Origin of the sequence: Alkalibacillus flavidus (genome assembly GCF_040545925.1) — a bacterium.
GTDB lineage: Bacteria > Bacillota > Bacilli > Bacillales > Alkalibacillaceae > Alkalibacillus > Alkalibacillus flavidus.
This window is the reverse complement of sequence record NZ_JBEPMX010000003.1, coordinates 178,768-193,532: the sequence shown is the minus strand read 5'-3', so window position 1 is coordinate 193,532 and position 14,765 is coordinate 178,768. Positions and strand designations below refer to the sequence as shown.

Sequence of the window (14,765 nt, the reverse complement as noted above, 5' to 3'; positions counted from 1 at the left end):
TGAGTGTATTGTTATTTATAATGGTAATCGGATTGATTTTAATTTTACAATTGATACGGCTTGACGTTTTTCATCAATGGTTTCCTGTTACTTCCCCTCAAGTAGATGGGGTAGATACGATGACATCTTCGAAAGATATCGAGGCGGGCAACAAGATGAGAGTGCATCTGTATCAGAATGACAGTGAACTATCGAAAGGTTCCATCAGAAATATAGAACAGGCGCTGGAATACGCAAAAGTTCCTCATGAGCGGATTGACCGGAAACAAATAGAAAACCTAACTTCTTCTCCGTACTCGGTGCTCGTCCTTGCAGGAGAACATTCGGAACAATGGCCGAAAGAAGCGATTACAACTTTTGTGAAAGAAGGGGGAAGAGTGATGTTCGCCGGACGTTTTGTTGATGACAAATGGAATGATCTGCTTGGTATCAAAGAGAACAAAGGATTTAAGAATGGTTTAAAAGGTATCACATTTGAAAAGGAACTGTTTCCAGGTTACGTTGACCTTGATTCTTCTTCTACACTGTTAACACATAGTATCACAAGTGTGGAACTCGAGGAAGATGTGGAAGTGCCTTTGACTGTCGAAGAGGAACCATTGATATGGTTCAATGACGTGGGAAAAGGGAAAATTATGTTTTGGAACTCGACCGTAGTTACGAATAAAAGTGTGAGAGGACTTTTGCTCCATTCCATGTCATTGCTTCCACCATCGTTTGTAAGTACGCAGGCGAGTATCAAAGTCATGCACCTGGATGATTTCCCGGCACCCATTCCCTCTTCTACGACGGATAAGATCAATGAGGAGTACGGTTTATCCATTAAAGACTTTTATACCGATGTTTGGTGGGAAGATATGAAAGAACTGAAGAGTGAGTATGATTTCACGTATACCGGGTACTTGATCGGTACTTACAGGGAAGATAAAGAATTGACCGGAGAAAATCTAAAGAAAAACGTCAGGTATCCTATGCTTTATTTCGGTAGAAGTCTGCTGAATGGTGGCGGTGAAATCGGTCTGCATGGATACAACCACCAGTCTATGGTTACGAGGGAAGAGCCGATCGACCCGGAACTCGGGTACGTTCCCTGGGAAGACCAGAAGCAGATGGAAGATATGATAGGAGAAACGAAAAACTTATTCCAATACTATTTTCCTGAAGAAGCGTTGAGGAGCTATGTTCCACCTTCTAATGTACTCAATCGAACCGGGATTGCAGCTCTTGCTGAATCGCTACCTGAACTAAGAACGATTAGTTCGTTGTATACCGGCGGAGACAAGGGCAGTTATAAACAGGAATTCGAAATGGATAAACGATTCGAAGGTCTCTATCATTTTCCTAGAATTACGAGCGGGTATGTAGACAAGGAAGAACAATTTCTGATGACCGATGCTATCGCTAACATGGGGATATTCACCCATTTCATCCACCCAGATGATGTGCTGGATTCGCATCGTTCAAATGGACTAAAATGGGAGGATCTGTATGAAGACCTCCAAGGTTTAGGGAAGCACATGACGACCCATTACCCTTATCTTGAATCATTGACCCAGTCGAACGCTACGGAAAAAATGATTCAGTACCAAGAATCAGACATTTCCGTTTCCTATGAAGAGGACAACATTATAATCGCCGGGGAAAACATTCTTTCTCCAACTCATCTGTTCATCCGTGTTGAAGAAGGAAAATCGATTGAGGAAGGATCCCATTCGTTTGGAACAGTAGAAGAATACAGCGTTGGGCTTTATAAAATCACGATGCAAGAGCCACGAGCTGACATACCTTTGAAAGGAGGGGACCAATGAAAATAGGCATGGTTGTAGAGGGTAGCTATCCTTATGTAAGTGGAGGAGTGGCCAGTTGGGTTCAGACCGTGATGCAACGGATGCCAGAGCATGAGTTTGAAGTCATCACAATCACTCCAACCCCGATGACTGAAGAGGATTATCGGTACACCCTTCCGAACAATGTCAAAGGTATTACGAACTTGCCGCTGAACCTCGAACAGAAGAACAGGAAGAAGAGCCGGAAACCGATTACGGAAGAAGAACAGAGAGTTCTAACAGAATGGATGATGCTTGAAGAACCGAACTCTGCAGCCTTGGAGGTCATTAGAAGCAGAATAAGTAATTCGAAGGAATTCTTTTCCGAGCAGTTGTTTTGGCATCTTGTCCAGAACAGTTATAAAAAAGAAAAACAGTCCGCTTCGTTCATCGAATATTTCTATATGTGGAAGGGGATGTTCACACCAGTTATCGAGCTGATACAGTGCGAAGTTCCAGAGGTTGATCTGGTTCACTCCGTCTCCACCGGTTATGCCGGGCTACTTGCTGCGGTTATTAAGCTACAACAACGGATTCCTTATATATTGACTGAACATGGTATCTACTCTAGGGAACGTGAGGAAGAAATTTTGAAAGCTTCCTGGATTGCAGATTACTATAAACAGCGTTGGATACATTTTTTTCATCACTTGACTAAACAGGCCTATCGGGAAGCAGATGACATTATTACTTTGTTTGAGCGAAATAGTGAACTTCAGGCCCAAATAGGAGCACCTGAAGAGAAACTACATGTTATACCGAACGGCATTGATTATAAGAAGTTGTCAGAAGTAAAGAGACAGAAGACTTCGAAAGATAAACTAATAATGGGAGCGATTGTTCGCATTGTACCTATTAAAGACATAAAAACGATGATACATGCTGCGAAACTTCTCGATGACCGAGCGATTCCTTTTGAATTGTATATTATGGGGCCGCTTGATGAAGATGAAGAATATACGGAAGAGTGTTCTCTGTTGATTCAGCAGTTGGATTTAAAGGGGCGCGTGTATCTAACCGGGAAAGTCAATATTAGTGAATACTTACCAATCTTTGACGTGTGTTTGTTAACGAGTATTTCAGAGGGACAGCCACTGGCAGTGCTCGAGGGTATGGCTGCGGGTATCCCGTGGGTTGTTACTGATGTCGGGGCATGTTCTGAACTTATATACGGTGGAACTCACGACAGATTCGGTCCGGCGGGCTTCGTTGTTACACCGGTCAAACCAACACAAATTGCGGAGAGGTGTGAGTGGTTTTATCACAATCCGTCAGAAGCAGTGAAATTCGGAATGAATGGAAAAAAACGTGTAGAGGAATATTATCAAGTTGATCAATTCATCGACTTGTATGCTCAATTGTATAAGGAGAGGAGAGAAGAATATGGCAGGGATCGGTTTTAAATTACAAAGACTTTTTCAAGAAGATTATTTCTCCTCCCGATTCAAGGCATATGCGTTTGCCGGGCTCGTAACGGCTGGTCCATGGTTAATTGTCATCATCACGATTTCGCTTATTCAGTGGCTCACATCTTATTTAGTAGATATATCTAAGGATCAGCAGGAGCTTTTCACCCTTTCTGTTTCATATTGTTTCATATTTTCCCAAGTTATATTCGGTATTCAACAATTGGTCGTGACACGTTATGTGGCTGATTTGATTTATGAGAAACGGGCGAAGGAGATATTCTCTACGTTCATTGGAATGTCGAAAGGAACACTTTTGTTCGCAACCATTTTAGGGGGAGTTTTCTTCTTTCTTTCGAATCTCCCTTTTTACTTTAATGTTTTGATCTTTATTTTATTCGTGACAATTAATATGATTTGGGTTATGTTCCTGTTTTTGAGTGCTGCGAAAAACTATCAGGCTGTTGCCTATAGCTTCGTAACTGGAGCTCTCATCTCGCTTGGAATCGTTCTGTATCTCGGGTTCCATGTGGAACGTATCAATTTTAGTCCGTACAGCAGTAGCTTCTTTCTTCTCGCAGGGTTCACAGCAGGAATGATTGTGACACTCTTCGGTCTGTTGTTTGCAATGCTTTTGACATTCGGTTCAAGGCCCCGGGAGAACCAGTTCGGTTATCTGAGTTACTTTGATAAATTTCCGTCGCTGTTTTGGACGGGATTTCTATATAATTCAGGGATATGGGTTTGCAACTGGGTGATTTGGTTCGGAGAAGGACGGATGACTCTGCTCGACACTTTCGTTTATCACAGACTTTACGATACGGCTATCTTCTGGTCTTATCTGACGATCATACCGACGATGATTATCTTCGTCGTGTCAGTGGAAACACGGTTTTATGAACGGTATCGTATCTTTTATGGAAACGTGAACGAAGGGGGGACGTTGGCAGCAATCAAGAAATCGAAAGAAAGGATGCAACGTGTGCTGAAAGAAGAGGTGAAGCGTTTGTTCAGGAGCCAAGGAGCCATCTCCTTGCTTATAATTTTTAGTGTCGGATACATCACTACTATCTTTGGTGTCGAGGATCGTCTCATCACTATCTTCCGCTTTACGATTGTTGGTGCGTTTTCGAATGCGATGGTACTTGTGATTACCCTAATCCTCCTTTATTTCGAGGATCGGCGCGGGGCGATGTATACGTCCATCGCCTTTTTCGCGCTGAATCTTATGCTCTCGCTGTTATTCCTTCCTCTTGGACATGAAGGGTATGGGCTAAGTTTTTCCATAGGATCGACGTTCGCCTTTCTGTTCGCTCTTCTTCGGCTGATTGTGTTCATCGACAAGGTGGACTACCATGCTTTCTGCCGTCCGCATGACCTTGTGCAGAAAGAAACTTCTATTTTTTCGAAGGCAGGTCGCTGGTTAAACCAGCATACCTTCCTTTGATAATTCATAAATAGGGGATCCAATTTACACTTTTAAGAAGGGATGATGGAAGTTCATTCAATCTGACCACGTTGAGTATTGTCAGAAGCAAATATATCTAGAAAATATATTACGTATGTTTTCGATTTAGAGGGTAATGCCAGACGTTTGTTAAACTAATTCAGCTTGAACGGCCATTGAAAAGAAGAAACCAGTTTTCAGAGGTATATTAACAAAAATACAGTAAATAGAATATCTCTATAAGAACAATTAAATACAGACATTTTCATAGAAAGTTAACAATTTCTTTGACCTTAAAGGGTATACTCATTGTGTAAGCATAATATTTCAGTATATTTAGGAGGCAATGTTAATGAAGGCTGCAGTATGGTATGGCAAAAAAGATTTACGGGTAGAAGACCGGGAGTTAAAACCTCTTAAGCAAGATGAAGTGAAAGTACGTGTCGGTTGGGCTGGTATTTGCGGAAGTGACCTTCATGAATATGAGGAAGGTCCTGTTTTTATGCCGAACGAATCAAAAGACGAATTAACAGGTGAGCAAACGCCTTTAATAATGGGACATGAATTCGCTGGTATTGTTGAAGAAGTTGGTTCAGGAGTGAAAACAATTAAAGCAGGAGATCGTGTAGCGGTTAATCCAACTCTCACACATGGAAACAAACCAGAAAAGATGGATATTTATGATGGATTTAGCTTTATTGGTCTTCATGGTGATGGCGGTTTTACGAAATACGCAAACGTGCCAGAATCAAACGCGTATATTTTACCAGATTCACTTACTCTTCAAGATGGTGCACTCGTGGAACCAATGGCTGTCGCTGTTCAAGCAGTGAAAGAAGCAGATATGAAGTTTGGGGATACAGTGGCTGTTTTTGGAGCAGGGCCGATTGGATTAGTAACCATTTTAGCTGCTAAAGCTGCGGGTGCGACACGTATTATTGCTCTCGACCTTTCCGAAAAGCGTTTGGAGAAAGCGAAAGAGTTTGGGGCGACTGACCTTATTAACTCTGGAGAAACGAATCCAGTAGAAGCTATTCATGCTCTTGAGAAAGATGGAGTTGATATTTCTTTCGAAGTCGCAGGAGTAGCACCTACTTTTGAACAAGCTATTGCTGGAACGAAAGCGCGTGGAACAATGGTTATTGTTTCTATTTTTGCAAAATCAATCGATTGGAATCCAATGCAGTTAACAGGAAGTGGTGTGAAAGTAACATCAACAATTGCTTATTCACCGACTACTTTTCAACAAACCGTTGACCTGATGGGGACTGGACAATTAACGCCACGTGGTATTATTACTGATAAGATTCAACTAGATGATATTGTTGATCGAGGTTTTGAAGCTTTAGGTAATGATAAGTCTCAAGCGAAGATTTTAGTAGAGTTGAGTGGAGAAATGTAAATCTGAATAAACTTTAAATGATTGGATAGTTTATTTAATCTGTTTGTAAGCAGATTATAAGTTATATAAAAGCGATAAATAGCCCATAGTAGTCGTGTCATCATCGCGTTGTTAGATGATCTATGAAACTGCTATGGGCTATTTATAGTATGTAATATTCTTATAAAGGATAGAAAAAAAGGGGGTTGATTTGGATTAGCTGTCTAGCACCTCCATTTTTTTATGAATTTTTTCCAAGGCGTCATCTATTTGGGTTTTGTCAAATAAAGTGTGTAAGTGATTTTAATCCACTTGATCAGTTGAACTTCCTCATAGGTGTGAACTGATTCGATTGAACATGATGTGGGCAGTGATTATATGAGAAGATTGAGCCACAGCGGAGCTGCTTGCCATTGACCGCAGCGCCCGATTCTTAGGGTTCGGTGGAAGGGTTTGTGGCCCACCGTCCGAATCCTTAGAATCGCTTTGTCCGTGTAACCCTACCATTTAGGGAGCCCTTTGGCTTTATTTTTCGGCTTGCCTGCATAAAAACTACAACACGGACAATAAGCAAGGTCAATGGTGGCGTTCGTGATAGCTGCTTGATTTATAGTCTGAGTTAATAAATGTATTTTTGCATTCTCTCTTCGAGCCCTTCATTTACGAGTAATTGGTTCATGACGAATGACCAGTTTTGAATATGGCCACTCTTCCATTTACTTTCTAATTCCTTGATTCGTAAATACAAGACTTTTAATAGTGCGTTTTCATTAGGGAATGCCCCTTTTTGGGTCACTTTTCTGAAACTAGCATGGATGCTTCAACTGCATTTGTCGTATACATAACCTTGCAAATAGCACTTCCATATTCAAATAGCTGTTCAACATGGTGGAAATGTCTTGTCCAAACCTTGATGGCTCCAGGGTATGCTGTCCATTGTTGTTTAAACGACTCAAACGCACTATGGCATGCCTTAAGGTTTTGAGCACCATAGACTTTCTTTAACGAAGCAGTAAAGGCTTTATAGTCTTTACTAGGGAGATACTTGATGGAATTACGGATTAAATGAACCATACACCGTTGAACGGTCACATCAGGGAAGATAGCACGTGCCCCCTCGGAAAAGCATCGTTTACGAGAATATTTAATAGATGCTCTTACTGCGTCATCCATAAGAGGAACCGTACTGGATGAAATCTCTGAACGTAAAAATAAGGATGGTTATTGTTGCCCCGATTGCGAGTCAGAACATATTGTGCGTTTTGGGAAATACTCGACTATCGTAGACGGTGAAGAAGTGAGGAAACAACGTTATCGCTGTAAAGCCTGTCGAAAGACTTTTACTGACATCACCAATACGGCATTATATCGAACTCGTCATCTTTATCGTTGGATGAAGTTTATTGAATTTATGATAGAAGGTTATTCGCTTCGTAAATCAGCAGAGTTGATTGGTGGCGTTACTCATGTGACCTTGTTCTATTGGAGGCACAAACTCTTGTCGGCACTAAAACAAATGGAAAGTTCAAAATTCCAAGGTATCGTTGAAATGGACGAGACCTATTTCCTATACTCAGAAAAAGGACAAAGGAAGATTGCCGATAGAAAACCTCGCCAACGGGGTGGTTCCGCAAAGAAACGCGGCATCAGTAACGAACAGGTATGTGTCTTAGTTGCAAGAGACCGTGACAAGATGACCTTTTCCCAGACGTTAGGGATGGGACGATTAACAAAAGAGCAATTAGACAAAGCCATCGGGCATAAACTTTCCCGTGAAGTTGACGGTGATAAGAGATAACTGTTCTGGGCAGAAAATCTTACCGTGCTTTTTTGTGAATGAATGAGCGAGCGATTAAACACATTCTAAACAAAAGTTTGTGATTTTCATTTAAAAACTTGACAATTACTTGATCACATTATATCTTTTACCTACAGATAAAAAATTGCCTCTAGGCAAAATTTATAACCTTAGTAAAAGAATGAGCTTTTTTACTTATTCAAATATTTTAGGATAATGATAGGTTTTGGTATAAATAACCAATGATCTAAATTCAGCTAAAACAACACATATATTTACACCTAAAATAACTAAGAAGAATATTTTTTTAGTTAATTTTTTGCCCTCAGGCAATTTTTTTGTTCAAGGTTAAAGAAGTGATGCATAGAGATATAACTAATCAACTTTTTCTAAGTTGGATTGTTTTATATTTTGCCAAACGGAGGTGTTAATTGGTTTAGATTATAGAGATTGAAACGATTAAGGAAGAAAAATGACTAATGAGTTTCTCTGATAAAACAAATTAAAGTAAGCGAAAAACATAAAAAGTGGAGGAGAAAAATGGTGAAACAAAAAGTGTGGTTAGTAGGGTTAGTATGGTTATGTATTCTGATCGTGATGGCCGGTTGCAATCAGGAGCAGAGCGATAGTAATTCAGATGATGGAAAGGTTAATGTGGTAACAACCATTGCACAAATTGGAGAACCCTTATCAGTTATAGGGGGAGACCGAATAGAAGTAGAAAGCTTAATGGGGCCTGGAGTGGATCCACATGCTTACAATGCGACGCAAGGGGATATTGCAACGATTGAAGAAGCAGATATGGTTTTCTACAACGGGCTGGATTTAGAAGCGAATATGATTGAAATATTCAATGAAATAGGGGAGTCAAACCCTGTTCTAGCGATAGCAGAAACTGTGCCTGAAGAGGCTTTATTAGAAGAAACAGATGGAGCAGTTGACCCGCACATTTGGTTTGATTTGGAACTCTGGAAAGACGCTTTAGATTCTGCGGTTGAAGAATTAAAAGAGTATTCACCAGAAGATGCCGAGTATCTTGAAGAAAATAAGCAAGAATACTTTGCAAAAATAGATGAGGTAAAACAGGACGCAGAAAAGTTAAAAGATATTCCGGAAGACCAAAGAATTTTGGTAACAGCACATGATGCCTTCGGTTATTTCGGGGAAATGCATGATTTAGAAGTAGTTGGGCTTCAAGGGTTAAGTACGGAAGATGAGATAGGTGTCTCTGATATTAATGACACGATTGCGACTGTTGAAGAACATGAAGTGCCCGCCATTTTTGTTGAAACAAGTGTTAATCAGGATTCTATTCAGGCGGTTATTGAAGGAGCCGAAGACAAAGGGTTAGATCTAGAGTTGGGTGGTGAGCTCTTCTCTGATGCAATGGGAGAACCAGGAACTGAAGAAGGGACCTATTTAGGCATGTATCGCCACAATGTAAATACAATCTATGAAGCTTTGACTGAAGGGAATGATTAATATGACACAAGCCGTACTAAATGTGGAGAATTTGGCCGCTTCTTACAGGAAAGATACTGTCTTGTATGATGTGAATTTTGACATGAAAGGTGGCACATTGACTGGTGTGGTTGGTCCAAATGGTGCAGGAAAATCTACTCTATTAAAAACCATTTTGGGTCTTCACCCTTCATTAACGGGTTCGGTTAAATTCTTTGAACAACCATTAAAAAGAGTAAAAAAAAGAGTTGGTTATGTCCCTCAACGGGGTTCCGTTGATTGGGACTTTCCGACAGATGCTTTAGACGTTGTAACGATGGGACTATATGGGCAAATCGGGTGGCTAAGATGGCCATCTAATGCCCATAAAAATAAAGCATATGAGGCGCTCGATCGAATGGGAATGGCGGATTATGCACACCGTCAGATTAGTCAACTTTCAGGTGGACAGCAGCAACGTGTGTTCTTAGCACGTGCTCTAGTCCAAGAAGCAGATTTATACTTTATGGATGAACCAATGGCAGGCGTAGATGCAGCGACAGAACGAGCGATTATGGCTATGCTGAAAGAATTGAAAAACATGGGTAAGACGGTTATGGTCGTTCATCATGACCTACAAACCGTGAGAGATTATTTTGACCATGTTCTTTTATTAAATCGCACAATAGTTGAATATGGCAAGACGGAGCACATCTTTACAAGAGAGAACATTTCACAGACCTATGGCGGAAATATGCGCTGGATGGGAGAGGAGAATCATCATGTGGAGCATGCTCACTGAAAGTAATACACAATGGGTATTATTTAGCACGATGATTCTTGGGATTGCTGCAGGTGCAATAGGCTGTATAGCTTATTGGAAAAAACAAAGCTTGATGAGTGATTCTCTAGCGCATGCATCATTACCCGGAATTGTTATAGCTTTTCTTCTTCTTGGAGAAAAAAACTTTCTTGTATTGACCATTGGAGCAGCGATTAGTGCTTTGATTGGCGCAGTCTTTATCCAATGGGTGATTTCTACTACTAGAATAACGGAAGATACAATGATGGGAATCGTTCTATCCGTTTTTTATGGTTTAGGCATTATGCTTTTAACGATAGCCAATCGGGTTGGTGGTGGAGAACAGAGTGGTTTGGATACATTTATAGTCGGTCAGGCAGCAGCTATGGTCTACACGGATGTCATCACCATGCTAAGTCTGGCTATAGCCGTGATCCTCATTATAGTTGTTGGGTTTAAAGAATGGAAAATCTATCTTTTTGACCCTCAATTCGCTAGGGGAGAAGGGTTATCGCTCACTTTTATGAATGGACTGTATACACTCGCTCTTGTAACGACAATAGTCATTGGAATTCAGGCTGTTGGGGTCATTTTAATTGCTGCTTTACTCATCATTCCACCAGTTAGCGCTCGGTATTGGACACAGTATTTTAAAATGATGCTTTTATTATCAGGTTTATTCGGAGGTTTAGCGGGAGTGATTGGAACGCTTATTAGTACGTTTGGTAGCGGCCTTCCAACTGGACCATTTATCGTCGTTATCGCGACGACACTATTTGTGATATCACTTATTTTTGGTAAAGAAAAAGGTATTCTTATTAACTATATACAGTTTAAAGTGCATCAAAAACAGGTGAATCTTAATCAACTAGAAGAAAGGGGAGAAAGTCGATGACTCATGCAGCCTGGATCATAGTAACTGCTTCGTTAGTGGGGGTATCCTGTGGTTTGATGGGCGTTTTCTTGATACTTAGGAAAATGGCTATGATGGCTGATGCTATTAGTCATACGGTCCTACTAGGAATCGTTGTTGCTTTTCTAGTTACGCGGGAAATAAGTGGTCCTCCTATGCTTATTGGAGCTATATTGGCAGGGTTGCTCACGGCCTTTTTGGTACAATGGCTTCATTCCATGGATATCGAGCAGCACGCATCAATGGGGATTGTATTTACGACCTTATTTGCCGTTGGTGTCATCTTAATAGCGACTTCTGTCGGGAATGCCCATTTAGATATCAACCATTCTTTAATGGGTGAAATCGCGTTTATCCCTTTTAATACGACGGAGCTTCCTATTGTTGGTGAAATTCCAGAAGCGACCGCATTATTGATTTTTGCCTTCTTAATCGTGTTGCTCTTTATTGTTGGGTTTTATAAAGAGTGGAAAATCACATCATTTGATCCAGCGCTGGCGGCGAGTTTGGGTATCCCAGTGTTATTAATGCATTATCTTTATATGACCCTTGTATCAATTACGACTGTTGCTTCTTTTGATAGTGTAGGTGCTATTATGGTCGTTGCCATGCTCATCACCCCGGCTGCATCAGCTTATTTATGGACAGATAAACTTTCCATTATGCTGGTATTGAGTGGCCTTTTTGGCGTGATTTCTGCTGTGACTGGGTATTATATCGCTACTTGGATTGATACATCTATTTCGGGGGCGATGGCATTCGCAGCTGGATTGGTATTTTTGATTTGTTTTGTTTGCTCTCCTAAACATGGACTGTTATCAAAAGTGATTCGTCCAATAAAAAGTGAAGTATGACAATTTCATTCTAGGATAGTAATTTGACATTGATTATACCTGAATTGCAAATTCTAGGCATAGAACAGTGTGTTCTTGGAACTGGAGGCGCTACGATAGAGGCTTTGTCTATTATATTTATTCTTCCACCAGTTGTATTGCAAGGTATTTTATTCGTTAATAATAGACAAGGAGATTAGAAACTTGTATGAAGAGTTAAATAGCACTCCTAAATGGGGTGCTTTTTTAGTTTGTTGATCTTGAAGGGACATATCACCAATAGGAGCGGCTTTCTTATTTAAATATTAACTAAATAAGAAGTTATTAAAGATGACTTTCACTTGGAAGTTCTTTGTTATTGATCAATTACCAACGGCTAAATGTAATTTAATCCGATAAACAAAATTGCTGTAATAAAAATTAATAAGAAGGGATGCTTAAAAAAAGAAAAAATGACTTGGTTAGACTGTTGACGAATTGAATCCTCTGTTGTATATAAAACAAGAAATAGAATCATAGTTATAATAAATGCTATTATATTAATAATCGCATTGGGGCTAGTCGTAGCGACCATATCCCCAAGCATCGCTCCCATCATTCCTCCCATTAAACCGGAAAGCGCACCGTCAATGACGGCAGGCAAACCAATTGGAATTCCAGCTATAAACCCAACAGTCAATCCAATTATGATTGAATATATGGTTGACTCAAACAGATTCCCATGGTGGATCACCCCAAGAATTGTTCCCATTAAAATTCCCGCTGACATACCCAATGACATAGAAATCATCATTCCATTCATTTTTGTTACCCATTTTCGATAGTATGTTACCAAAGATATGGTTGCCACAATTTGAGTTATACATAATCCAATTATAAATAACAGTGTAAGCGACATGGTTTCAACCCCAATCATAATTTGTCCACTTTTTATTTTATTCACAGCTAATTGATAATATTAGGGTTTAATCCATTTAACTTTTCCGGATTTTAATTGCCATGTAGCGCCTTATCATAAGTGATGAGAAGTAAAGAATGAGGGTTTACAATTGATGAAGTAACTTGTTTAATTATTTTATCGCGCTATTAAAATGGTTGTGTATCTTACTACATTATTCGTAGAAATAAAGTTCGGTAAGCACAACAGTTCCTAAGGAGGCCCCCTAGATGCGTTTCAACTCGACTGACTTCCAAAACCTATCGAAAATGTCATTGGCCCTTATATTAATTAGATTAGTCGCATTATTCGTCTCGTTTTACATCCTTCTTTCGCTTGCAGATGATGTGTGGGAGGATGAAACGTTTCGGATTGATTCACTAGTGAATCAGTTTGTGGCGTCGTTTAATACGCCGTGGTTAACGCAAGTGATGGGGTATATAACTGAGACGGGGTCTGTCCCCTGGTTGATGGTGTCGACGATTTTAGTTGTTGTGTATTTACTATTGTTATCGGATAAAAGCTATTGGGTCGCGATGTTTTTAGTGATTAATATGCTTGGGGTCAGTGGTTTGACGAAAGGGCTCAAGCTGCTTTTCGAACGGCAGCGTCCTGAAGATATTGCGGCTTATGATGGCACGGGGTTTAGTTTCCCGAGTGGTCATACGACGGGAGCAATCACGTTTTATGGTTTTGTGATATATTTGGTCGTGATTAGCCGATTAAGCAAAGGGTGGAAGTGGGGATTAATGGATTTCTTGCGATATGGATTTTGTTAGTCGCCTTGAGTCGAGTGTTTGTTGGGGGGCATTATATCACGGATATTGTGGCAGGGTTAGCGATTGGCCTTGCATGGTTGCTTATTTGTATCGCAGCTTTGGAGCTGTTGAGACGCCGATAGATAAAAAATTAAATCGTTTAAAATTTTTTCGTTTAATAGCCTCTTAATCGTGGGAATAGGTTTGGCAGCTGGATGTCGAATTCATAACACGAGCTGGTCGTGAATAGGTTGTGGGAGACGGTTCAGCACGATAAATGATTAGGAGGGTAGCGATGCGATTTGCGGGTGTCGGGTTAGTGATGCTAGCCGCTATATGTTGGGGTGTAACAGGCGGAATTGCTGATATATTAATGTCTAAAGGGTGGAGTCCACTTGTCATTTCATTTTATCGAGGGGCGATAGGGCTTACCTTTTTCCTCGTATGGTTACTGTTTTTCATCAAACGTAATTGGATCATCTCACGTCGTTTCTTTGTTTGGTCCTTTTTAGCGGGTATTGGTGTGGCAGGTAACTTCACGTTTTATTTCTTCAGTATTCAAGCTTCGAGTATAGCGGTTGGTGCGACGTTAATGTACACCGCGCCTATCTTCGTATTGTTAGTGTCCTTTTTATTCAAATTAGAACAGTCCACATGGTTTAAGTGGGGTTGTATTGCCTTGGTCCTCGCCGGGATAGCTCTTCTAACAGGTGCTTACAAACCTGGTGCGATTTCTGTGAGTCTACTCGGTGTCTTAGCCGGGCTTGCCTCAGGTATCTCCTATGCGTTGTTTATTTTCGGGTTTAAAAATGCCGCGTCCTTCGGGAAATCGCCGCTCATTTTAACTTTCGCTTTCCTCTCATTTTGTTTTATTCTTTTCTTCTTTGTTGATCATGAAGAAGCTGCTGAAGTGGTATCGTCAAGTGATGTATGGTGGTTTATATTATTAGGCATCTTGGGTGCTGGTGTATCCTTTATCTTGTATTTAGTTGGCCTAAGAATGACGACTCCAACGACCGCGTCCATGGTGGCCATGTTAGAGCCTGTCGTCGCGTCGTTATTCGGCGTTGTTCTTCTAGGTGACCATTTAAGCCTCATCCAAGTTCTTGGTATGGCATTGATTCTAGTGACGATTTCGTTGCTTAGTTTGAAGCAGTCGGATGGATAATTGATGCAATTCACATGGCTGAGGCTGTATAATAACATCAAAATAACCAATAGGAG

The 14,765-nt window shown here is 40.5% G+C and carries 12 protein-coding genes and 2 pseudogenes; 12 read left to right on the top strand and 2 right to left on the bottom strand.

The annotated features are described in order from the left end of the window. The first annotated feature begins 119 nt into the window (after nucleotides 1-119). The 4 genes from ABID56_RS04885 (at nucleotide 120) to ABID56_RS04870 (ending at nucleotide 6,081) form a co-directional block, all read left to right on the top strand. Nucleotides 120-1,808, top strand: a complete 1,689-nt coding sequence (locus ABID56_RS04885) for a DUF2194 domain-containing protein (protein WP_354219496.1) — start codon at nucleotides 120-122, stop codon at nucleotides 1,806-1,808. Beyond that, nucleotides 1,805-3,229: a GT4 family glycosyltransferase PelF gene (gene pelF / locus ABID56_RS04880; RefSeq protein ID WP_354219495.1), complete on the top strand. Its 1,425-nt coding sequence runs from the start codon at nucleotides 1,805-1,807 to the stop codon at nucleotides 3,227-3,229. Before ABID56_RS04885 ends, pelF begins: the two co-directional genes overlap by 4 nt. Beyond that, nucleotides 3,210-4,679, top strand: a complete 1,470-nt coding sequence (gene pelG / locus ABID56_RS04875; RefSeq protein WP_354219494.1) for an exopolysaccharide Pel transporter PelG — start codon at nucleotides 3,210-3,212, stop codon at nucleotides 4,677-4,679. The genes pelF and pelG overlap by 20 nt, the downstream gene beginning before the upstream one ends. A 352-nt stretch (nucleotides 4,680-5,031) precedes the next feature. Then, nucleotides 5,032-6,081: a 2,3-butanediol dehydrogenase gene (locus ABID56_RS04870; RefSeq protein WP_354219493.1), complete on the top strand. Its 1,050-nt coding sequence runs from the start codon at nucleotides 5,032-5,034 to the stop codon at nucleotides 6,079-6,081. Nucleotides 6,082-6,679: 598 nt separating this feature from the next. Here ABID56_RS04870 and ABID56_RS04865 read toward each other — a convergent pair. Further along, a pseudogene (locus ABID56_RS04865) lies at nucleotides 6,680-7,179 on the bottom strand (transposase); the annotation flags it as partial. Between ABID56_RS04865 and ABID56_RS04860 the strand changes: the two are divergent. From ABID56_RS04860 to ABID56_RS04840, 5 genes and pseudogenes are all read left to right on the top strand, one after another. Further along, nucleotides 7,163-7,837, top strand: a pseudogene (locus tag ABID56_RS04860) (IS1595 family transposase); the annotation flags it as partial. The pseudogenes ABID56_RS04865 and ABID56_RS04860 overlap by 17 nt on opposite strands. A gap of 561 nt (nucleotides 7,838-8,398) precedes the next feature. Next, nucleotides 8,399-9,340, top strand: a complete 942-nt coding sequence (locus ABID56_RS04855) for a metal ABC transporter solute-binding protein, Zn/Mn family (RefSeq protein ID WP_354219492.1) — start codon at nucleotides 8,399-8,401, stop codon at nucleotides 9,338-9,340. Between the two features lies 1 nt (nucleotide 9,341). Beyond that, nucleotides 9,342-10,100 (top strand): metal ABC transporter ATP-binding protein, encoded by a 759-nt coding sequence (locus tag ABID56_RS04850; RefSeq protein ID WP_354219491.1) that lies wholly within the window; start codon nucleotides 9,342-9,344, stop codon nucleotides 10,098-10,100. Further along, nucleotides 10,081-10,995, top strand: coding sequence for a metal ABC transporter permease (locus ABID56_RS04845; RefSeq protein WP_354219490.1), 915 nt, complete (start codon nucleotides 10,081-10,083; stop codon nucleotides 10,993-10,995). The genes ABID56_RS04850 and ABID56_RS04845 overlap by 20 nt, the downstream gene beginning before the upstream one ends. Further along, nucleotides 10,992-11,867, top strand: a complete 876-nt coding sequence (locus tag ABID56_RS04840) for a metal ABC transporter permease (protein WP_354219489.1) — start codon at nucleotides 10,992-10,994, stop codon at nucleotides 11,865-11,867. Before ABID56_RS04845 ends, ABID56_RS04840 begins: the two co-directional genes overlap by 4 nt. A 355-nt stretch (nucleotides 11,868-12,222) precedes the next feature. Here the strand turns inward: ABID56_RS04840 and ABID56_RS04835 are convergent, their stop codons facing one another. Next, the gene (locus ABID56_RS04835; protein WP_354219488.1) at nucleotides 12,223-12,762 is read right to left on the bottom strand and encodes a hypothetical protein; all 540 of its coding nucleotides are present in this window, start codon (nucleotides 12,760-12,762) and stop codon (nucleotides 12,223-12,225) included. A 251-nt stretch (nucleotides 12,763-13,013) separates the two neighbouring features. On the opposite strand from ABID56_RS04835, the gene ABID56_RS04830 reads away from it, so the two are divergent. The 3 genes from ABID56_RS04830 to ABID56_RS04820 all read left to right on the top strand — a co-directional run bounded on the left by ABID56_RS04830 (nucleotide 13,014) and on the right by ABID56_RS04820 (nucleotide 14,709). Next, nucleotides 13,014-13,562, top strand: a complete 549-nt coding sequence (locus ABID56_RS04830; protein WP_354219487.1) for a phosphatase PAP2 family protein — start codon at nucleotides 13,014-13,016, stop codon at nucleotides 13,560-13,562. Further along, on the top strand, nucleotides 13,517-13,684 hold the full coding sequence (locus tag ABID56_RS04825; RefSeq protein ID WP_354219486.1) for a phosphatase PAP2 family protein: 168 nt from the start codon (nucleotides 13,517-13,519) through the stop codon (nucleotides 13,682-13,684). Before ABID56_RS04830 ends, ABID56_RS04825 begins: the two co-directional genes overlap by 46 nt. A gap of 152 nt (nucleotides 13,685-13,836) precedes the next feature. Next, entirely contained in the window at nucleotides 13,837-14,709 is an 873-nt protein-coding gene (locus ABID56_RS04820) for an EamA family transporter (protein WP_354219485.1), read from the top strand. Nucleotides 14,710-14,765: the final 56 nt, after the last annotated feature.